This window comes from Pseudaminobacter salicylatoxidans (genome assembly GCF_003148475.1).
Lineage (GTDB): Bacteria > Pseudomonadota > Alphaproteobacteria > Rhizobiales > Rhizobiaceae > Pseudaminobacter > Pseudaminobacter salicylatoxidans.
The window spans coordinates 25208-45887 of the sequence record NZ_QGGG01000018.1 but is presented as its reverse complement, the minus strand read 5'-3'; the positions used below and the strand labels follow the sequence as shown (position 1 = coordinate 45887).

At 62.0% G+C, this 20680-nt stretch carries 20 protein-coding genes; 7 read left to right on the top strand and 13 right to left on the bottom strand.

The window, feature by feature from the left end; translation table 11 throughout:
* Positions 1-22 precede the first annotated feature (22 nt).
* From C7441_RS20330 to C7441_RS20300, 7 genes are all read right to left on the bottom strand, one after another.
* The gene (locus C7441_RS20330) at positions 23-853 is read right to left on the bottom strand and encodes an ABC transporter permease (RefSeq protein ID WP_109614430.1); all 831 of its coding nucleotides are present in this window, start codon (positions 851-853) and stop codon (positions 23-25) included.
* Complete coding sequence (locus tag C7441_RS20325; RefSeq protein WP_109614429.1) at positions 850-1566, bottom strand: ABC transporter permease; 717 nt, start codon at positions 1564-1566, stop codon at positions 850-852. Before C7441_RS20325 ends, C7441_RS20330 begins: the two co-directional genes overlap by 4 nt.
* A gap of 97 nt (positions 1567-1663) precedes the next feature.
* Positions 1664-2440, bottom strand: a complete 777-nt coding sequence (locus C7441_RS20320; protein ID WP_109614428.1) for an ABC transporter substrate-binding protein — start codon at positions 2438-2440, stop codon at positions 1664-1666.
* 208 nt (positions 2441-2648) lie between these two features.
* Entirely contained in the window at positions 2649-3170 is a 522-nt protein-coding gene (mobB, locus tag C7441_RS20315) for a molybdopterin-guanine dinucleotide biosynthesis protein B (RefSeq protein WP_109614427.1), read from the bottom strand.
* A gap of 176 nt (positions 3171-3346) precedes the next feature.
* Positions 3347-4006, bottom strand: coding sequence for a glutathione S-transferase family protein (locus C7441_RS20310; RefSeq protein ID WP_109614426.1), 660 nt, complete (start codon positions 4004-4006; stop codon positions 3347-3349).
* A 112-nt stretch (positions 4007-4118) separates the two neighbouring features.
* Entirely contained in the window at positions 4119-5333 is a 1215-nt protein-coding gene (locus C7441_RS20305) for an FAD-dependent monooxygenase (RefSeq protein WP_109614425.1), read from the bottom strand.
* 25 nt (positions 5334-5358) lie between these two features.
* The gene (locus C7441_RS20300) at positions 5359-5604 is read right to left on the bottom strand and encodes a zinc-finger domain-containing protein (RefSeq protein WP_019173592.1); all 246 of its coding nucleotides are present in this window, start codon (positions 5602-5604) and stop codon (positions 5359-5361) included.
* Between the two features lie 155 nt (positions 5605-5759).
* Between C7441_RS20300 and C7441_RS20295 the strand changes: the two genes are divergently transcribed.
* Together C7441_RS20295 and ppx are read left to right on the top strand one after the other, a co-directional pair.
* Positions 5760-7961, top strand: coding sequence for an RNA degradosome polyphosphate kinase (locus tag C7441_RS20295; protein ID WP_109614424.1), 2202 nt, complete (start codon positions 5760-5762; stop codon positions 7959-7961).
* On the top strand, positions 7961-9499 hold the full coding sequence (gene ppx, locus C7441_RS20290) for an exopolyphosphatase (RefSeq protein WP_109614423.1): 1539 nt from the start codon (positions 7961-7963) through the stop codon (positions 9497-9499). Before C7441_RS20295 ends, ppx begins: the two co-directional genes overlap by 1 nt.
* 56 nt (positions 9500-9555) lie before the next feature.
* Here ppx and C7441_RS20285 read toward each other — a convergent pair whose 3' ends face one another.
* From C7441_RS20285 to groES, 5 genes are all read right to left on the bottom strand, one after another.
* A complete protein-coding gene (locus tag C7441_RS20285; protein WP_019173595.1) occupies positions 9556-9939 on the bottom strand; it encodes a DoxX family protein in 384 nt (127 codons plus the stop codon).
* A gap of 156 nt (positions 9940-10095) precedes the next feature.
* Positions 10096-11493, bottom strand: coding sequence for a class II fumarate hydratase (gene fumC / locus C7441_RS20280; protein ID WP_109614422.1), 1398 nt, complete (start codon positions 11491-11493; stop codon positions 10096-10098).
* 190 nt (positions 11494-11683) lie between these two features.
* On the bottom strand, positions 11684-12001 hold the full coding sequence (locus C7441_RS20275) for a DUF1236 domain-containing protein (protein WP_019173597.1): 318 nt from the start codon (positions 11999-12001) through the stop codon (positions 11684-11686).
* 230 nt (positions 12002-12231) lie between these two features.
* Positions 12232-13881: a chaperonin GroEL gene (groL, locus tag C7441_RS20270; RefSeq protein WP_109614421.1), complete on the bottom strand. Its 1650-nt coding sequence runs from the start codon at positions 13879-13881 to the stop codon at positions 12232-12234.
* A 62-nt stretch (positions 13882-13943) separates the two neighbouring features.
* Positions 13944-14240 carry a co-chaperone GroES gene (gene groES / locus C7441_RS20265; protein ID WP_019173599.1) on the bottom strand — a complete coding sequence of 99 codons (297 nt, stop codon included), beginning with the start codon at positions 14238-14240 and terminating at the stop codon, positions 13944-13946.
* Between the two features lie 474 nt (positions 14241-14714).
* Between groES and C7441_RS20260 the strand changes: the two genes are divergently transcribed.
* The 5 genes from C7441_RS20260 to C7441_RS20240 all read left to right on the top strand — a co-directional run bounded on the left by C7441_RS20260 (position 14715) and on the right by C7441_RS20240 (position 19928).
* A complete protein-coding gene (locus C7441_RS20260; RefSeq protein ID WP_170125208.1) occupies positions 14715-15188 on the top strand; it encodes a MarR family winged helix-turn-helix transcriptional regulator in 474 nt (157 codons plus the stop codon).
* Positions 15185-16354, top strand: a complete 1170-nt coding sequence (locus C7441_RS20255) for an HlyD family secretion protein (protein WP_109614419.1) — start codon at positions 15185-15187, stop codon at positions 16352-16354. The genes C7441_RS20260 and C7441_RS20255 overlap by 4 nt, the downstream gene beginning before the upstream one ends.
* A 55-nt stretch (positions 16355-16409) precedes the next feature.
* The gene (locus C7441_RS20250) at positions 16410-17939 is read left to right on the top strand and encodes a DHA2 family efflux MFS transporter permease subunit (RefSeq protein ID WP_109614418.1); all 1530 of its coding nucleotides are present in this window, start codon (positions 16410-16412) and stop codon (positions 17937-17939) included.
* A gap of 136 nt (positions 17940-18075) precedes the next feature.
* Positions 18076-18936 carry a TIGR01459 family HAD-type hydrolase gene (locus tag C7441_RS20245; protein ID WP_019173603.1) on the top strand — a complete coding sequence of 287 codons (861 nt, stop codon included), beginning with the start codon at positions 18076-18078 and terminating at the stop codon, positions 18934-18936.
* An 8-nt stretch (positions 18937-18944) separates the two neighbouring features.
* Positions 18945-19928 carry a bifunctional riboflavin kinase/FAD synthetase gene (locus tag C7441_RS20240; RefSeq protein ID WP_109614417.1) on the top strand — a complete coding sequence of 328 codons (984 nt, stop codon included), beginning with the start codon at positions 18945-18947 and terminating at the stop codon, positions 19926-19928.
* Here the strand turns inward: C7441_RS20240 and C7441_RS20235 are convergent.
* On the bottom strand, positions 19905-20507 hold the full coding sequence (locus C7441_RS20235) for an HdeD family acid-resistance protein (protein WP_425280400.1): 603 nt from the start codon (positions 20505-20507) through the stop codon (positions 19905-19907). The two genes, C7441_RS20240 and C7441_RS20235, sit on opposite strands and share 24 nt — an antisense overlap.
* Positions 20508-20680: the final 173 nt, after the last annotated feature.

The window sequence follows — 20680 nt, the reverse complement described above, 5'->3', positions numbered from 1 at the left end:
ATCGCGCTCCGGTGCCGCCGGTTTACCGCTTCAGATGCTGCGTGATGCGCCTTTCGATCCATTCGATTGCGTTGCGCAGCGCTTCGACGATCGACAGATAAATAAGCGCGGCCCACAGATAGGTCTGGAAGTCGAAGGTACGCGAGTAGGCGCGGCGCGTCTCGCCCATCAGGTCGTAGACGGTGATGATGGCCACGATCGCCGAGCCTTTGATCATCAGGATGATTTCGTTGCCGTAAGGCCGAAGCGCCACGATCAGAGCTTGCGGCAGGACGATCTTGCGCATGGTCTGGAGCTTCGACAGGCCGAGCGAGGCGGCTCCGTCCCACTGGCCTCTCGGCACGCTTTCGATCGCGCCACGCAGGATTTCAGCCTGATAGGCGGCGGTGTTGAGCGAAAAGGCGAGGACGGCGCAGTACCAGGCCTCACGGAAAAAGCTCCACAGGCCGATGGCTTCCAGTTGCGGCCGGAACGAGCCGAAGCCGTAATAGATCAGGAATGCCTGTGCCAGAAGCGGGGTGCCGCGGAAGAAATAGACATAGGCATAGGAAATGGCATTCAGCACCCGGTTCGATGACATGCGCGCATATGCGATCGGGATCGAAAGCGCTGCACCGATGACGACGGAAATGCCGACGAGCGAGAGCGTAACGCCGACACCGCTCATATAGAGCGGGGCGTATTTCGCCATCAGCTCGGGATCCCAGGCGCGCAGCAGGAAAAGCGCAAGCCCCAGTCCGAACAGGATCCAGATAGCCAGCAGCGCGTTTCCGACGACGCGTTCGCGCGTCCAGCGACGGACAGGCGGCGGCGGGCGGTCGATGATCTCGGAATGTTGCACGGCACCGCTCATCGCTGCATCTCCTTCTTGCCGACGGCGCGTTCGATTGCGTCGATCCCGAAGGAGGAGAGGATGGCCAGGACCAGATAGGCCAGACACGCCACGCCGAAGAACAGGAAGCTTTCCTTGGTCACGCGCGCGGCGATTGTGGCCTGGCGCAGGATGTCGGAGAGGCCGATGACCGAAACGAGTGCAGTGTCTTTCAGCAGGGCCAGCCAGAGATTGGAGAGGCCGGGCAGGGCAATGCGGATAAGCTGCGGCAGCACCACCAAGCGCATGGTCTGTCGCTTAGACAGGCCGATGGAATAGCCGCCCTCATATTGCCCGAGGGGAATGGCACGGAAGGCCGACAGGAACACTTCGCTGGCATAGGAGGAAAACACCACGCCCAGCGCCACCATGCCGGCGACGAAGCTGTTGATTTCCACGGTCGTGCCGGGGCTGACGATCCGCACGATCTGCTGGATGCCAAGCTGGGCACCGTAAAAGACGAGAAACAGCGTCAGAAGCTCGGGAAGACCGCGAAAAATCGTGGTGTAGATATTGCCGGCCATGCGCAGTGTGGGTTCCGATGACTGCTTGGCCAGGGCCACGAGAAAACCGACGAACAGCCCAAGGGGCAGGGTGGCGAGGGCCAGCGAAATGGTAACGAGCACGCCGCTCGCAATACTGCGGCTCCACCCCTCAGGCCCCCAGCTGAGAAGTGTCCAGATGCTGCTCTCCATAAGAATGCCTTCTCTTGTCGGAAGTTCGTTGCCGTGCCGGCAAGCGAACGGCGGGACCGTATCCCGCCGTTTGCCGGATCAGAATGTCATCGCGGCATCAGCTGCCGTACACGTCGAACTTGAAGTATTTGTCGTTGATTTCCTGGTACTTCCCGTTCGCACGGATGGCCGCGATGGCCGCGTTGAGCTTTTCGCGCAGCTCGTCGTCTCCCTTGCGCACGGCAATGCCGGCGCCAGGCCCGTGGATCGACTCAACCGGCGTGATGGTGCCGACCAGCTTGCAGCAGGCGCCTTCCGGCGTGTCCAGCCACTGCTGCAGCACGACGACGTCGTCGTTGACTGCATCAAGACGACCGTTGGCGAGGTCGAGCTGATATTCTTGGGCGCTCGGATAGGGTTTGACGGTGCTATCGGTATAAGTCTGTTCCGAATAGTTGAAATGGGTGGTCGAACCCTGCACGCCGATGGTTTTGCCGGCGAGATCTTCCTTGGTCACGCCCTTGATGTCGGTGTCCTTTGGCGCGGCGATTGCCGGTGGGGTGTTGTAGTATTTGTTGGAGAAATCGACCTGCTTCAGCCGCTCGGGCGTGATCGACATGGATGCCACGATGGCGTCGAACTTGCCGGCCTGCAGGGCAGGGATGATGCCGTCCCAATCCTGGGTGACGAATTCGCACTTCACCTTCATCTCGTCACAGAGAGCCTGTGCGATGTCTATGTCAAAGCCTTCCAACTTGCCGTCGGAAGTCAGATTGTTGAACGGCGGATAGGCCCCCTCCGTACCTATCTTCAATGTCTTTTCCTGAGCCTGGGACGATCCCACCGCCAAGGCTATTGCCGATGCCGCAAGGGCGATACGCAGTGCAAAGCGCATGATGTTCCTCTCTTTGTTGCCCGCCGCTGTTTGATTGCGGCGTTATGGGGCGCCTGATCAGGCTTCCCGCTGTCGCGGATACTCCCACTCTTTAAGGCAGAAAAGCAACTGCAAAACCATGCCGGCATACCGACCTTGGGGCGCCATATACATGTCTTGGCCTAAGCTTTCCAGCGGGCCTGCTGTTCTGCCGCCGTCTGACGTAACGTCAGGGTTTGCGCAGGTTTGTGGTCTTTTCGACGAAGTCGGCTATTGCCTCTATATCGTCGAGGTCGAAGACGGGGATCGTCTCCTCGTGAACCGGGTGATCGGCGGCGACGGCGACGATGTTGGGGTCTGACGCGGACAGCGGCTCGTTGCTTCTGGCTTCGCGCCGCCTTGCCTCGATCTTGAGGTGCCCCTCGCGCTTATAGCCTTCCACCAGGACGATGTCGCAGGGTGAGAGGCGTGTTAGGATTTCCGGCAGGCCTGGCTCGTCGCTGCCACGCAATTCGTGCATCAGCGCCCAGCGCTTGCCCGAAACGATCGCGACTTCGCCGGCTCCCGCCTGGCGGTGGCGAAAGCTGTCGGTCCCTTCCGTATCGATGTCGAAAGCATGGTGGGCGTGCTTGACCGTCGAGACGTGCCAGCCGCGCGCGGTGAGCGTGGCGACAAGCCGCTCGGTAAGGGTGGTCTTGCCTGAATTCTTCCAGCCGGTGATACCGAATACGCGTTGCGTCACGTCATCCATGCCTGCATCAGCGGCGGAAGCTGTCCCTCCGCCTGAGTTTCCGTAAGGGAGGGATCGGAAATTTTGCGCCGGCCGTCCAGCCCCGCAACGGATTTTCCCCATGGCCCAGGCATTTTCCGCAATGGCGATTGCCCCATGGGGCGTCAGAAAGAGGCTCCGAAAGCTTTTTGGTCCGGTCAGGCGAGATTCTGCCGTGGGAACATATGCATATAGGGTTCCGCTTCTGCGAGCACGCGGGCATAGGACGGCCGCTGCTTGAGACGCTTGAAATAGGCCGCGACATTTTTGTGAGTGTCGGTGAAGGGCAACACCTCATTGGCATAGAAGAGCGCGGGGGACGCGGCACAATCGGCCAGTGTGTAGGATTCGCCTGTCGCCCATATGCGCTCGGCCATGTCGGTTTCGATCACGTCATATGCGGTTCTGAGGGAGGCGCGGGCCTGCTCGACGCCGAACGTGTCGTGTCGTCCGGCCGGGCGCAAGCGGTCACCGACAATCCTCTGCATCGGTTCGTGGACATAGAGGTCGTAGAAGCGGTCGGCGAGACGGGTTTTCCAGGCTAGCTCCGGGTCGGACGGCACCAGTTCGACCGGACCTGGATAGTAGCGTGCAAGATATTCGATGATGATGGTCGATTCCGGCACCGTGCGGTCGCGCGCCTCATCACGCAACACCGGCATCTTGCCGACCGGCCAAAGCTTTCTGAACGCGTCGCCCGAAGCCGGATCGCCGAGATCAACGACGTTGCCGGCGAAGGGGATAGCGTTCTCGTAGAAGGCAATCAGCGTCTTGTGGCAGTAAGAGGCAAGGGGATGGAAATGCAGGGTCAGAGACATGGATTTCGCTTTCCGTTGCTGGAGCTTGCATAGCACAACGGTTGCGCCGAAACAGGGTCTTCTCGCACGTTCCTGCCATCAGCGGACAGACAGGGTTTGGCGCAGGTGGGTTTTACCCCCTTTCTGCGTCCCAGCCATACAACCAGTCCATGTCGGCTGCGAGCCTTTCCGGCGGTCGGGTCTTCAGCACCATATTGCGCGCCAGTGCGACCGGTCCCCATGCCTGCCAGGCGAAATGATTGAAGGCGCCACGCCGCGCAACGGCCGCAATGCGTGGCCGGCGCATGCGCTCCCAAGCGGCGAGCGCGGCCTGCAGGTTGCCGGCTGCGGCAGCCACGCTGGCTGCAAGCGTTTCGGCATCCTCGACGGCCATCGCCGCTCCCTGTGCGGCGAAGGGCGTCATGGCGTGGGCGGCGTCTCCGATCAGCGCAACGCCGTGCGTGGTCCATCGGGCTTCGGGCCGCACGGTATGGATCGGCCACGCGGTCCACGGTCCCGCGTCGCGGGCCAGCCGCGCCAGCAGCGCAGACGTGCGCCGCATGGCGCTTTCCAGCGGGGCGGTGTCGGTGGTTCCTGACCAGCTTTCTGCAATACGCTGCCCGGGCGTGAAGGCGACGAGGTTGAAGGCCGCGCCGCTGCGCACCGGATAGGAGATCAGATGGAAGCCGGAATGCAGGAACGCGGTGACCACGTCGCGGGCGCCGGCGGCCGCGAAGGCGCGTCCTATGTCGCTGTCGGCGGTTACGACTGTCCGCCAGGCCAGCTCGCCTGCAAAGCGGCTGTGAGGACCGGCCTGCAGCTTGCCGCGCAGGGCCGACCACACGCCGTCCGCTCCGATCAGAAGCAGGCCGCTTTCCTGTTCGGTACGCCCGGACCGCTCGACGGTTGCAGTGATGCCGTGATCGTCGGGCTGGAAGCCGGTGACGGTGGAAGCGGTCGTGAGGTGGATGGCGGGCACCGCCGCTGCGGTTTCCAGCAGCGCCTTCTGCAGGTCCGCGCGATGAACAACAAGATAGGGCGCGCGCCAGCGTTGCTCGGCGGCTGCACCCAGCGGGACGCGCCCCAGTTCGGCCAGCGTGCGAGCGTCGCGCAGCACCACGCCCTGCGGCGCAACGGCCATCGGGCGCAGGGCTTCGAGCACACCGAGGCTGTCGAGGATGCGGGTGGCGTTGGGGGAAAGCTGGAGGCCGGCGCCGACCTCTTCAAGCGTTTCGGAGCGCTCGAATATGTCCACCGAAAATCCCCGGCGGGCAAAGGCGAGCGCGGCGCACAAACCGGCGATGCCAGCGCCGGCAATGATTATTCGCCTGGAGCGTGAAACGTCCATGGCATCTGCCGTGGTGTATCGCGGATCAGGCGGCCTGGATCACGTAGAGGGCGCCTTCGGGACGCGTCTCGCTGGCCTTGAGCGCACCGTTGAAACGGTAGAGGGTCGAGCAATAGGGGCAGACCTTCTCGGAATCGGCGCCCATGTCGAGGAAGACATGCGGATGGTCGTAGGGCGGGGTTGCGCCCACGCACATGAACTCCTTCACGCCGATTTCGATGACTGCGTGACCCGCGTCATTCTGGAAATGAGGGATGGAACCGCCGGCCATGACACTCTCCTGTCGATTGCATGTCGCTTCTAGCAAGCGTTTGGAACATCGCCAATCGCTTTGCAAGCCATGTGAAATCAAACTGTCGCAAAACCGTGTCAGGAGGTAAGCTGAGCCGAATAAGCGGCAAAAGCGTCGCACAAGGATAGAGGGAAATGAACGAACTCAGGCCGGTACAGACCGAATTCACCAATTTGAACACCACCGATGGTGAGGTTTCTTCGGGCAATCCGGATCGTTTCGTAAACCGGGAATTCTCCTGGCTTCAGTTCAACAGGCGCGTTCTGGAAGAATCGCAGAACCAGCGGCACCCGCTGCTGGAGCGGGTGCGGTTCCTCTCTATTTCGGCCGCCAATCTCGACGAGTTCTTCATGGTGCGGGTGGCCGGACTTGCAGGGCAGGTGCGTCAGGGCATCGCCATTCGCAGTCCCGATGGACGCACGCCCGAGCAGCAACTCGAGCAGATCCTGGTGGAGGTCGAACGACTCCAGGAAGACCAGCAGAAAAGCCTCTCCGAGCTTGCGGCGCTGTTGCGGGCGGAAGGCATCGAGACCGTTGCAGGCGAAAAGCTGAACAAGGACGAGAAAGCCTGGCTCGAAGCTCATTTCATGGAGCAGATCTTCCCCGTGCTGACGCCGCTGTCGATAGACCCGGCGCATCCGTTCCCGTTTATCCCGAATCTCGGCTTCTCGATTGCCTTGCAGCTTCGCCATCTCAGGGATGGCGAGGAAATGACGGCGCTGCTGCGCCTGCCGGTGGCGCTCAAGCGCTACATCAGGCTGCCCGACCGCAAGACCTCGGTGCGCTTCATCCCGCTGGAGGAGATGGTCAATATTTTCATAGGGAAGCTCTTCCCCGGCTATGAGGTGAAAGGCTCTGGCACGTTCCGCATCATCCGCGACAGCGATATCGAGGTCGAGGAAGAAGCCGAAGATCTGGTGCGGTTGTTCGAGACGGCGCTGAAGCGGCGCCGGCGCGGCCAGGTGATCCGCATAGAATTCGACAGCCGGATGCCGGACGAATTGCGCGAATTTGTCGCCACCGAGCTGGGCGTTCCGCCTTCCCGCATCAGCGTGCTCACGGGGCCCCTGGCGCTCAACCAGATTTCCGAGATCGTTTCGCTGCCGCGCGACGACCTGAAATTCCCGCCGTTCAATCCGCGTTTTCCCGAACGTGTGCGCGACCATGGCGGAGACTGCTTCGCGGCCATCCGCGAAAAGGACTTCATCGTCCATCATCCGTATGAATCCTTCGACGTGGTGGTGCAGTTCCTGCGGCAGGCGGCGGCCGACCCGGAGGTGGTCGCGATCAAGCAGACGCTGTACCGCACCTCCAATGACAGCCCGATCGTGCGCGCGTTGATCGACGCGGCCGAGGCGGGCAAGTCGGTGACGGCGCTGGTGGAGCTCAAGGCCCGCTTCGACGAGGAGGCGAATATCCGCTGGGCGCGCGATCTGGAGCGGGCGGGCGTGCAGGTGGTGTTCGGCTTCATCGAGCTGAAGACGCATTCCAAGATGTCGCTCGTGGTGCGCCGTGAAGAGAACCGGCTGCGCAACTATGTGCATCTGGGCACGGGCAACTATCATCCGTTGACGGCGCGCATCTACACCGACCTGTCCTTCTTCACGACCGATCCGCAGATCGCCCGCGACGTGGCGCAGATATTCAACTTCATCACCGGATATGCCGAGCCCACCGAGGAAATGGTGCTGGCGATGTCGCCCTTCTCGCTCAGGAGTCGTATCCTCCAGCATATATCGGAAGAGATCGAATATGCTGCGGCAGGCAAGCCGGCGCAGATATGGATGAAGCTCAACGCGCTGGTCGATCCGATCATCATCGACGCGCTTTATGATGCCAGCCGCGCCGGCGTGGAGGTCGACCTTGTGGTTCGCGGCATCTGCTGCCTGCGCCCGCAAGTGCCGGGCCTTTCGGAAAACATCCGCGTGAAGTCGATTGTCGGGCGCTTCCTCGAGCACAGCCGCATCTACTGCTTCGGCAATGGCCATGGCCTGCCTTCGGACGATGCGCTGGTCTATATCGGCTCCGCCGATCTGATGCCGCGCAACCTCGATCGCCGGGTCGAGGTCATGGTGCCGATCACCAATCCGACCGTGCATGAGCAGGTTCTGGGCCAGATCATGCTTGGAAACGTTATGGACAACCAGCAAAGTTTCGAAGTATTGGCAGATGGAACCTCGCGGCGCATCGTGCCATATGAGGGCGAAGAACCGTTCAACGCTCAGGAATATTTCATGACAAATCCTAGCCTGTCCGGACGGGGCGACGCGCTGAAGTCGCATGCGCCCAGGCGCATCGCGCAGTTCAAGCGTCGCAAGAAATCGTCAGAGGGCTGATGATTGCGCGATCCCAGGGCCGGCTTCAGGACCGTCGGCCGATTTCCATCATAGACATCGGTTCGAACTCCATCCGTCTCGTGGTTTATGAGGGCATAGCGCGTTCGCCGACGGTGCTTTTCAACGAAAAGATGCTGGCGGGCCTTGGTCGCGGCATCGTTTCGACCGGCAGGCTGGACCCCGAAGCCGTTACCCGCGCCATTGAGGAGTTCGGCCGCTTCCGGGCACTTTCCGATCAGGCGGGGGCGGGCGATCTTTTCGTCATCGCCACCGCTGCGGCGCGCGAGGCAGAGAACGGTATCGACTTCATCCACCGTGCTGAAAAAATCCTGCGCACCGAAATCCGCGTGCTGAGCGGACGCGAAGAGGCGCATTATTCGGCGCTCGGTGTCATGTCCGGCTTCCATCCGGCCGACGGCATTGCCGGCGACCTTGGCGGCGGCAGCCTTGAGCTTGTCGACGTGAATGGCGAAGAGATCGGCGACGGCATTACATTGCCGCTTGGCGGCCTGCGTTTGCAGGACATGGCCAAAAATTCCGTCGCGGCTGCGGCCAAGATCGCACGGACGGAACTGAAGCGGGCCAAGCTGCTGAAAGACGGGCAGGGCAGGGCGTTCTATGCGGTTGGCGGCACGTGGCGAAACCTCGCCCGACTGCATATGAACATGACCAATTATCCGCTCAGCGTCATGCATCATTACGAAATGGGCATTGAAAGCTCGCTGCCCTTCCTGCGGCAGGTCGCCAAGGGCGAGATCGACAAGATCAAGGGCATCGAAGGAATCTCCAAAATGCGCCGCGCGTTGCTGCCCTACGGCGCCGCGGTTCTTCTGGAGATCATCGAGGCCATGAAGCCGTCGAAAATCCTCGTCTCGGCGCTCGGCGTTCGCGAGGGTTTCCTGTATTCGCTTCTTTCGCCCCGCGAGCAGAAACTCGATCCGCTGATTTCGGCGGCAGAGGAGCTCGCGGTGCTGCGGGCGCGCTCGGTTCGGCACGCGCACGAACTGGTCGACTGGACGGGCAAGAGCTTTGCCACTTTCGGCATCGACGAGACACGGGACGAGGCGCGCTGTCGCGAGGCCGCGTGCCTGCTGGCCGATATAGGCTGGCGCGCGCACCCGGAATATCGCGGCACGCAATCGCTCAACATCATCGCGCATGCCTCTTTCATAGGCGTCGACCATCCCGGACGCGCTTATCTGGCGCTGGCCAACCTGTATCGCCATGACGGGATATTCAACGATGGCGTATCGGGGGAGCTCAAGTCGCTTGCTACCCCGCGTTATCTTGAGCGGGCGCGATTGCTGGGTGCGATGTTCCGCGTGGTCTATCTGCTTTCGGCGGCGATGCCGGGCGTGATCCCCAAGTTGCGCTGGGAGCAGCGTGACGGTGACACGCTTGCGCTGGTCATCCCCATGGAATGCGGTGCCCTCTATGGTGAGCGCCCTGCCGGGAGACTGGCTCAGCTTGCCAAGCTTACCGGTCGCAAGCTCGTGCTGGAGGTGGATGGCGGCGTACCGGCTGTCGCCGCCAAGTGAAACGGAAAAAGGCCCGGATCGACCGGGCCTTTTTGTATGGCGATTGCTGCGAGGCTTCAGCCGCGTCGCGCGTCCAGCGCGAAAGCGCCCGGACCGTAGGCGCCGAGAACCAGGAAGCCGCCCGCGATGGCCAGATTTTTCTGGAAATTGATGAGCTGCATGGCATCAGCCCAGCCCATATGGGCGACCAGCGCCGAGGCGATGCTGAAAAGAGCAAGAATATAGGCTGCGATACGGGTCTGGAAGCCGATGAGGACGGCCAGGCCACCGATCAGTTCGATCAGACCCACGATCACCGCGACGGCGGTCGGAGCCGGGAGATTGAAGCTCGCGAAATAACCTGCGGTGCCGGCAATATTGGTGAGCTTGCCGAATCCGGAAAGAATGAAAATGATCGACAGCAGAATGCGGCCGACGAGTACAATGGCGCTGTTAGGCATGTTTCTTCTCCTGAAGCAATGTTCCGATGCCGCGAACTAGCGCGGAACCGATTTCAAGGCGAGATCGAAACTTCCAAACGCATTGTATACTGATTCACACCCAATCGACACTCCGGCGTGCACAGCTCGGAGTGTCGATCGATTCGGCGGGTTTATTCAGCCCGGATGGGTCATGTCTTCCGGCCGAACCAGGCGGTCGAAGTCGGCTTCGCTGACATAGCCGCCGCCCACGGCTTCCTCGCGCAGGGTGGTGCCGTTCTTGTGCGCGGTCTTGGCGATCTTGGCGGCGTTGTCATAGCCGATGGTCGGTGCGAGCGCGGTGACCAGCATCAGCGAGCGTTCGAGCGCTGCCTTGATGTTGTCTTCGCGAGCCTCGATGCCCACCACGCAATTGTCGGTGAAGGAGATGGCCGCATCGGACAGGAGCTGCACCGACTGCAGGAAGTTGTAGGCCATCAGGGGGTTGTAGACGTTGAGTTCGAAATGGCCCTGGCTGCCGGCGAAGGTGAGGGCGGCATTGTTGCCGAACACCTGTACGCAAACCTGCGTCAGCGCCTCGCACTGCGTCGGGTTGACCTTGCCCGGCATGATCGAGGAGCCAGGCTCATTCTCCGGAAGCGCCAGTTCGCCGAGGCCGGAGCGCGGGCCGGAGCCGAGGAAGCGAATGTCGTTGGCGATCTTGAACAAGGCGGCGGCGGCCGAATTGATGGCGCCGTGGCTGAACACCATGGAGTCATGCGCGGCCAGAGCCTCGAACTTGTTCGGAGCTGTGACAAAATCGATGCCGGTGATGGCGGCGATGCGTTCGGCAACCTTTTCCGCAAAGCCGATCGGGGCATTGAGGCCGGTGCCGACGGCGGTGCCGCCCTGGGCCAGTTCGCACAGGCCCGGAAGCGTCAGCTCGATGCGATTGATCGAATTGGCCACTTGAGCGGCATAGCCGGAGAATTCCTGGCCGAGCGTCAGCGGCGTTGCGTCCTGCGTGTGGGTGCGGCCGATCTTGACGATATGGTCGAAAGCCCCGGCCTTGGCGTCGAGCGCGGCATGCAGGTGCTTCAGCGCCGGCAGCAGGTCGTGGACGATGCGCTCGGCGCAGGCGATATGCATGGCCGTCGGGTAGGTGTCGTTCGACGACTGGCTCATATTGACGTGGTCGTTGGGATGGACCGGCTTCTTGGAACCCATAACACCGCCGAGCAGTTCGATCGCCCGGTTGGAGATCACCTCGTTGGTGTTCATGTTCGACTGCGTGCCCGAGCCGGTCTGCCAGACCACCAGCGGGAAATGGTCGTTGAGCTTGCCGTCGATCACCTCCTGCGCGGCCTGGATGATGGTTTCGCCGATCTTCGGATCGAGGCGGCCGAGCTCCATATTGGTCTCGGCGGCGGCACGCTTGACGATGCCCAGCGCCCGCACGATGGACGCAGGTTGCTTTTCCCAGCCGATCTTGAAGTTGCCCAGCGAGCGCTGTGCCTGCGCACCCCAATAGCGATCCGCCGCCACTTCGATGGGGCCGAAAGTATCCGTTTCGGTTCTGGTCTTCTGAGCGCTCACGAGCAGTCTCCCGGAAAAATGTATAATGCCGGCAATGGCCTACCGCTTTGCACAATGGGCTTCAAGTGCAGAATGGGGCCGCTGGCGACCCAAATCGGTTCAAACGGGACAGGTTTCGGGAATTGCTCACGCAGCAGTCGAGATTGTAGCCCGCCGCGGGCGCGGCGGGCTACATGGGTTGGTTCAGGATCTATTGCTCGAGAACATCGACGATCTGGCGGGTATCCGGATCGACGACCAGGGTCTGGCCGTTGTTGAGGGGCACATAGTCATAGCTGTCGCCCAGATCGGGGGCTTCAATGGCGTAAAGCTCCACCTCATCCGGAAGCACGGTGCCGACCGAAATCTCGACGCCCGGCGGCAGTTCGACCGGGTCCACCCTCTGCTGGATGACATATTCGCGGATAACGGTTTCCCGCTCCGGACCGAGCAGCACATCCTGCGCCCAAGCGCTTCCGATGCCTGCCGCAATCATGCCGACAGCAGCCGTGGTAACGAGGAATTTCATGCAACCTCCTTTGGCGTGGGCTTCAATCTTTTCGGGATCATGCTCCGGCATGGCCACACGCCGTCTCGCGTTGATCGGGGAGTCAACCTGCTTGCGGGCGAGAGGTTCCGCATTGGCGCGATCAACTGTCATGTCGGGTTGTCAGCAAGAGCTTTGTCCGTGCGGCTTTTGCCGCGACAAAAAGGGCGCCCGAAGGCGCCCTTTCCGTAAGTTCGAGCCGAGAGGCCGGATTAGAAATCCATGCCGCCCATGCCGCCCATGCCACCGGGCATGCCGGCCGGCATGCCGCCGGCGGAGTCCTTCTTCGGAGCTTCGGCGATCATGGCCTCGGTGGTGACCAGAAGGCCGGCAACCGAAGCTGCGTCCTGCAGAGCGGTGCGGACGACCTTGGTCGGGTCCACGATGCCGTTCTGGATCATGTCGCCGAACTCGCCGGTCTGGGCGTTGTAGCCGTAGGTCGAGGACTTGCTCTCGAGGATCTTGCCGACGACGATCGAAGCTTCGTCACCCGCGTTGGTCGCGATCTGGCGAGCCGGAGCCTGCAGAGCGCGGCGAACGATGTTCACGCCAGCTTCCTGGTCGGCATTCTCGCCCTTGGCCTTGAGGTTGGCCGACGCGCGGAGCAGGGCGGTGCCGCCGCCAGCAACGATGCCTTCCTCGACGGCAGCGCGGGTCGCGTTGAGGGCGTCGTCCACGCGGTCCTTCTTTTCCTTCACTTCGACTTCAGTCGCACCGCCGACGCGGATGACGGCAACGCCGCCAGCGAGCTTGGCGAGACGCTCCTGGAGCTTCTCCTTGTCGTAGTCCGAAGTGGTCTCTTCGATCTGCTGCTTGATCTGGGCAACGCGGCCCTGGATCTCGCCCTTCTTGCCGGCACCGTCGACGATGGTGGTGTTCTCCTTGGAGATCGACACCTTCTTGGCGCGGCCGAGCATGTTGAGCGTGACGCTCTCGAGCTTGATGCCGAGGTCTTCGGAGATGACCTGACCACCGGTGAGGATGGCGATGTCTTCCAGCATGGCCTTGCGACGATCACCGAAGCCCGGAGCCTTGACGGCGGCGATCTTCAGGCCGCCACGCAGCTTGTTGACGACCAACGTGGCCAGAGCCTCGCCTTCGACGTCTTCCGAGATGATGAGCAGCGGCTTGGAGGTCTGCACGACGGCCTCCAGAACCGGCAGCATGGCCTGCAGGTTGGAGAGCTTCTTCTCGTGGAGAAGGATGTAGGCGTCTTCCAGCTCGGCAACCATCTTGTCCGGGTTGGTGACGAAGTAGGGCGACAGGTAGCCGCGGTCGAACTGCATGCCTTCGACGACTTCGAGTTCGGTCTCGGCGGTCTTGGCTTCCTCGACGGTGATGACACCCTCGTTGCCGACCTTCTGCATGGCGTGGGCGATCATTTCGCCGATTTCCTTCTCGCCATTGGCAGAGATGGTGCCGACCTGAGCGACTTCTTCCGAAGTCTTGATCTTCTTGGTGGCCTTGGCGAGCTGGGCGACGACGTCGGCAACGGCGAGGTCGATGCCGCGCTTCAGGTCCATCGGGTTCATGCCGGCGGCAACGGCCTTGTGGCCTTCCTGAACGATGGACTGGGCCAGAACGGTCGCGGTGGTGGTGCCGTCACCGGCGATGTCGTTGGTCTTCGAAGCGACTTCGCGGACCATCTGCGCGCCCATGTTCTCGAACTTGTCTTCCAGCTCGATTTCCTTGGCGACGGAGACGCCGTCCTTGGTGATGCGCGGGGCGCCGAACGACTTGTCGATGACGACGTTGCGGCCCTTGGGGCCGAGCGTGACCTTCACCGCGTCGGCGAGGATGTTGACGCCGCGCAGCATGCGCTCGCGGGCATCACGGGAGAATTTTACTTCTTTAGCAGCCATGTTTAAGCTCCTGGATTGGGCGTTGCGCCCGAAAACTCAGATGATGTGGGAACGGTGGCCGATTAGCCGATGATGCCCATGATGTCGGATTCCTTCATGATCAGAAGGTCTTCGCCATTGAGCTTGACTTCGGTTCCCGACCACTTGCCGAACAGGACGCGGTCGCCTGCCTTGACATCCAGCGGGACCAGCTTGCCAGCTTCGTCACGGGCGCCAGAGCCGACGGCGATGACTTCGCCTTCCTGCGGCTTTTCCTTGGCGGTGTCGGGGATGATGATGCCGCCGGCGGTCTTTTCCTCGGACTCAACCCGACGAACGACCACGCGGTCATGAAGCGGGCGGAACTTCGACTTTGCCATTTTGGTTTATCCTTGATGCGGATGTTGAAACGATTCCTCCGTCCGGGTCACCGGACTGCGTTAGCACTCGCTTGGGATGAGTGCTAACGCCGGCTGAAATAAGCTGGACACTTTGCGGAGTCAAGAACTGCGGCGCTTCATACCGGCTGCAAAAATGGCTTGTCCGGATTTTTCAGTTACGCGATGGGGCGCCTGCCGTGAAATATGCGGCCACCGTTCGCAAACAGTTTAGCCGGGCCCTGCTTCACAGGCACAGGGAATTTCCGCGTGCGGAGCATAAAAGCGCGTTCCGTTAACCATGCGCGAAGATCGGCAACGCATTTAATGCCAACGGGGAGCAAAGTGACAGCCGTCGAGGCCCGTTATCTGCAGGCTTTGCCGCGGTTGTGGAAAATCGAATTTCACTCATCACAAAATTGCGAGGCCCGTCTCGGCTCGCTTGAATGGTAAGCACGCTTATAATATATGCCGCTCATGAATTTGGACGGTACGGACAGACTAGGTTTTCTCATCCACGATGCAGCCCGGTTGATGCGCAAGCGCTTCGAAGCGCTTGGCAGCCGGCACGGGTTGTCGTCGGCGCAATGGCGCCTGCTGGTGCGTGTGGTCAAGAGCGAAGGCGTTACCCAGGCAAGGCTGGCTGAATTGCTCGAAGTCGAGCCTATCAGCGTTTCGCGCTTGCTGGATCGCATGGAGGAAGGGGGCTGGATCGAGCGCAGGCAGGATCTGAACGACCGCCGCGTGCGGCTGATCTTTCCGACCGACAAGAGCCGGCAGGCCTTCGAGGCGATCAAGGGTGTGGCCGGCGAGGTTTTTGAACAGGCACTGACGGGATTGTCGACTGCAGAGCGGCAAACGCTGATCCGAGGCCTGATGACGTTAGTGGACAATCTTTCGGACGGCGAAGTGCCGTGCCAGCAACAGGCAATGAAAAAGGGTGCAGCATGAATGCCGTTTCCAAAGTCAAGGATGAGGTGACGGAGGTGGAAGCAGACAAGCTTTCGCCTCCGGTAAACGTTGCACCTCAAGCAGAGCCGGCACCGGCACCCCGGCGCAAGCGCAAGCTGGGCCGCACCTTCCTGATGATCGCGCTGCCGTTGGTGCTGGTTGTCGGCGGCGGCTATGTCTGGGTTACCGGCGGACGCTACCAGGAGACCGAGAACGCCAACTTGCGGCAGGCCAAGGTGTCGATCGCCTCCCAGGAAGCGGGACGGGTCACCAGCGTCAACATTGCCGAAAATCAGCTGGTCAAGCAGGGCGACGTCCTGTTCGTGGTCGATCCCGAGCCCTACCGCATAACGCTGGCACAGGCCGAAGCGTCGCTGGCGGCCGCCCGCCTCAATGTCGAGCAGCTTCGTGCCGCCTACAGCCAGGCGCTGGCGCAGGAACGGGTGACGTCCAACGACGTGACCTATTATCAGTCACAGTACGATCGCGCGGCGGCACTGGTGAAGCGCGGCATCAATTCCGAATCCACGCTGGACGAGGCCAGGCGTGATCTGACCAAGGCGCAGGATGAACATGCCGCCGCGGTTCAGGGTGTCGCCAGCGCGCTGGCTGCCCTCGGCGGCGATCCCGATATCGAGACCGACAAGCACCCGTCAGTTCTGGCGGCGCTCGCAGCTCGCGACAGTGCCGCCTATGCGCTGGAAAAGACGACGGTTCGCGCTCCCGCGGACGGCGTGGTCGCGCAAGCCTCTTCGTTCAAGGTCGGCCAGTTCGTCGGCGTCGGCACGCCGCTGTTCAGCCTCGTCGAATCCGACGACGTCTGGGTCGATGCAAATTTCAAGGAAACCCAGCTCACCAACATGAAGCCCGGCCAGGAGGCCGACATCACGCTGGACACCTATCCGAACCATCCGATCAAGGCCACTGTCGAGGCGATCGGTGCGGGCACGGGTGCCGAGTTCTCGCTGCTGCCGGCGCAGAACGCCACCGGCAACTGGGTGAAGGTTACGCAGCGCATTCCCGTTCGCCTCAAGATCGACGCCAGCAATCTCGACGTGGCCCTGCGCACGGGCATGAGCGCCACCGTTTCGGTCGATACCGGCGTCACCCGTGGCCTTCCGGGCCTGCTGTCGAGTGCGGTGGCATCGGACAACCCGAGCAAGTAATTCAAGCAGGCGTCCGTCGTCCACATGAGGGGCGCCCGACCACAGGTCCCATTCAATGACCCCGACGTCCCACACCGACGTCCCGCATCGCGGGCTCATAACGGTGTCGATCATGCTTGCGACAGTCATGCAGGTGCTCGACACCACCATCGCCAATGTCGCATTGCCTTCGATGGTGGGCGATCTGGGGGCATCGGCCGACACCATCAACTGGGTGCTGACTTCCTATATCGTCGCGGCGGCGATCATGACGCCGCTGACCGGCTGGCTGTCGGACAGATTCGGGCGCAAGCAACTCTTCCTCACTTCCGTGGTGGGCTTCACCATTACATCCATGGCCTGCGGTGTGTCATGGAGCCTGGAGAGCATGGTGCTCTTCCGCCTGCTCCAGGGCGTGTTTGGCGCGGCCATCGTGCCGCTCTCGCAAACCTTCCTGCTCGACATCAATCCGAGGGAACGCCACGGCCAGGCAATGGCGCTGTGGGGCGCCGGCATCATGGTCGGCCCTATCATCGGCCCGACGCTTGGCGGCTGGCTGACTGAGAGCTTCAACTGGCGCTGGGTGTTCTTCATCAACCTGCCGGTCGGCATCATCGCCTTCCTCGGCTCGGCGGCCTATCTGCCGGCTATCGCCAGACGCCTGCGCGGCTTCGATTTCTTCGGCTTCGCCATGCTGAGCCTCGGCGTCGGCGCGCTGCAGCTCATGCTCGATCGCGGCGCGGAGGTCGACTGGTTCTCGGCGGTGGAAATCTGGATCGAACTCGGTCTCTCGCTCATCGGCTTCTGGGTGTTCGTCATCCATATCGCCACGGCGGAAAATCCGTTCATCGACCCGAAGATATTCAAGGACCGGAATTTCGTGACCGGCCTGGTCTTCATCTTCGTCATCGGCGTTATCCTGCTGGCGAGCCTTGCGCTGTTGCCGCCGATGCTGTCGACGCTGTTCAATTATCCGACGATCACGACCGGCCTCGTCATGGCGCCGCGCGGCGTCGGCACGATGATCTCGATGCTGATGGTGGGGCGCCTGGTCCGCATCATCGACGCGCGCATCCTTGTCGTGACGGGATTGCTGCTGACGGCGCAGTCGCTCTACACCATGTCCGGCTTCTCGCCGCAGATGGACTCGCACCTCATCATCATGTCCGGCATCGTGCAGGGCCTGGGGCTCGGGCTGGTCTTCGTGCCGTTGTCCACGGTCGCGTTCGCCACGCTGGACGCCCGTTTCCGCACGGATGCGACGAGCCTTTTCAGCCTCGTGCGCAATATCGGCTCCTCGATCGGCATTTCGGTGGTGACGGTGCTGCTGACGCGCAACACGGCGATCAACCATTCCGAATTGATCGGCAACATCACGCCGTTCAATCCGAACCTTCTGGAAATGTCTCCGGGCGCGGCCACTGGCGATCCGACCGCGCTGGCGCAGGTCGATGGGTTGGTCACCCAGCAGTCGATGATGATTTCCTATGTCAACGACTTCAAGCTGATGATGATCGTGACGCTGTGCGCCATTCCGCTTGCCCTGCTGCTGCGCAAGCCAAGGATGGCCCCTGCCGGGGGTGCTCCTGCCGCTCATATGGATTGATGAACGGCAGGCCGCCGCGGCTGATGGCCGGGGAGGGGACCTGAAAGGTGGTGACATGGTGCGCCGCTTCGGCTAATTCCCATGGCCATTAGCTCGCCGCCTCGTCCATCCCCGCACAGCCACAGAAGGAAATGCCATGACGGGATCGCCCGAGATGATCGGATCGCTGGATGTCGTCACCGACCGCTACGCCGCCATTCTTTGCGACGTGTGGGGCGTGCTTCACAATGGCGTCGATGCTTTCCCGGAGTCTGCCGAAGCTCTGAGACGTGCGCGGCAAAAAGGGCTGGCCGTCGTCCTCATCACCAATTCGCCGCGCCCGCGCGACGGTGTCGAAGCGCAGCTTGCAGCGCTCGGCGTGCCGCAGGACGCCTGGGACCGCATCGTCACGTCCGGCGACGTGACGCGCGACCTGATTCGCCAGGCGCCGCGCAAACTGTTCCATCTCGGGCCGGAGCGCGACGAGGTCATCTATGACGGCATCGATTGCGAACTGGTCGAGGAGTTCGAGGCGGATGCCGTGGTCTGCACCGGCCTGTTCGACGACGAGACCGAGACGCCGGAGGAATATGCGGAACTGCTGATGCGGCTGCGCTCGCGCAACCTGCCCTTCATCTGCGCCAATCCCGACATCATGGTCGAGCGCGGCGACAGGCTGATCTGGTGTGCCGGCGCGCTGGCGCGCGACTACACCCAGCTTGGCGGGCGTACCCTGATCTCGGGCAAGCCGCATCGCCCGATCTATGTGGCCGCGCTGAATGCCGCTTCAGAGGTGCTTGGCCGGGAGGTTTCCACCGAAGAATCGCTTGGCATCGGCGACGGTATGCTGACCGACATCAAAGGCGCGGCAGACAACGGGCTGGATGTGCTTTACGTCTCCGGCGGCGTCCATGCCGCAGATTACGGCAATCCGCAGGCCCCCGATCTTGAGCTTCTCTCGGAGTTTCTCGAAAAGCACGGGCATCGGCCTGTAGCGGTGATCCCACGGCTTCGGTAAAAACGTCCATGAGCCAATATTTCCAGCGCGTCCCGGGTTCCGACAGGCTGCCGGCTTCATTGCGCGGCGGCGTCGTTGCCATCGGCAATTTCGACGGTGTCCATCGCGGCCATCAGGCGGTGCTGGGGCGCGCGCTCGAAGAGGCCCGCCAGCGGGGCGTTCCGGCTCTGGTACTGACCTTCGATCCGCATCCGCGGGCGGTGTTCCGGCCGGACGTGCCCCTGTTCCAGCTCACGCCAGCGCCCATGAAGGCGCGCCTTCTGGCCGAACTCGGCTTCGCGGCGGTCGTGGAGCAGCCCTTCAATCGCGAATTCGCTTCTCTGGATGCCGACCGCTTCGTCACCGATATTCTTGATGCCGATCTCGGCATCAGCCATGCGGTGACTGGCTTCGACTTCCATTTCGGCAAGAACCGGCAAGGTGGCCCGGCTTTCCTGATGGAAGCCGGCGAGCGCCACGGCTTTGGTGTGACGCTGGTGGACCCGTACCGCGACGAGGGGGCCGAAATCGTTTCGTCGAGCCGCATTCGCGGGCTGTTGTGCGAGGGCGAGGTGGCCGAGGCGGCCGGGCTGCTCGGCTATCGCTACACGGTCGAGGCAGAGGTGACGCGTGGCAAGCAGCTTGGCCGCACGCTGGGCTTTCCAACCGCAAACATGGCGCTGCCCGACAGTTGCGGGCTGAAACACGGCATCTATGCCGTCCGCTTCCGCCGCCAGGACGGCATGCTGCATGACGGCGTGGCGAGCTTCGGCCGCCGCCCCACCGTGGACGACAATGGCGCGCCGCTGCTCGAAACCTTCCTGTTCGATTTTTCGGGGGATCTTTACGGCCAGTCGTGCCGGGTTTCCCTGTTCGGCTATCTGCGCGGCGAGGTGAAATTCGACGGGCTGGATGCCCTCGTCGCGCAGATGCAGCGCGACGAGCAGGAGGCGCGCGCGCTGCTCGCCGGTGTCAGGCCGTTGTCGCCGCTAGACGGCGCTCTTGCTTTCTAGCGGCGGCGCGTTCCGCAGGGCCAGGCCGAAGGCGATGTTGGACCAGCCCTGGAAAATCAGGTCGATTGCCAGGAACAAACCCAGCACCCACAGGCTGTTGACAGGCCATCTGAAGGCGATGATCAGGCCCGCCAGGATCGTCACCACGCCAGCCGCGACAACCCAGCCCCAGCCCGGCGCCGTGCGATCGGAAAGGCCGACCCACAAGCGAAGGACGCCGGCCGCGATCAGGCTGACCGCAAGCAGGAAGGTCAGCACCACCGAAACCAACAGCGGGTTGTAGAAGGCCAGGAAGCCCGCCACGGCATAAAGCAGGCCGCTGAGGAACCACCAGAAGAAGCTGCCCCAGGTTTTCACCCCGAAGGAGTGGATGATCTCGACTATGCCGCCGATCAGCATCAGGATGCCGATGACATAGACGGAAGCGATGGTGGCTACGAAAAGATTGCCGAAAGCAATACCACCGAAGATCAGCAGCAATATTCCAAGCACTACGAACCAGCCCCATTTGGTCCGTGTTTCACTGATAGCTTTTTTGAAATCGTCGGGCATATCGGAATTCAAAGTCATAGTCGTCACCTCCATGGTGATGAATAAACAAATTCCAGCGAACCGCCTGTCGCGAAAGGTAGCGCGCGTTCTTCATTTCGTCCAGAGACCTAAATCGTTGGCCGGGTTGATAAAGATCGCCCGGAAGCTTCCGGTTTAAATCAAATTTTACCAAACGTGCCGCACTGCTCCGATCAACGGGC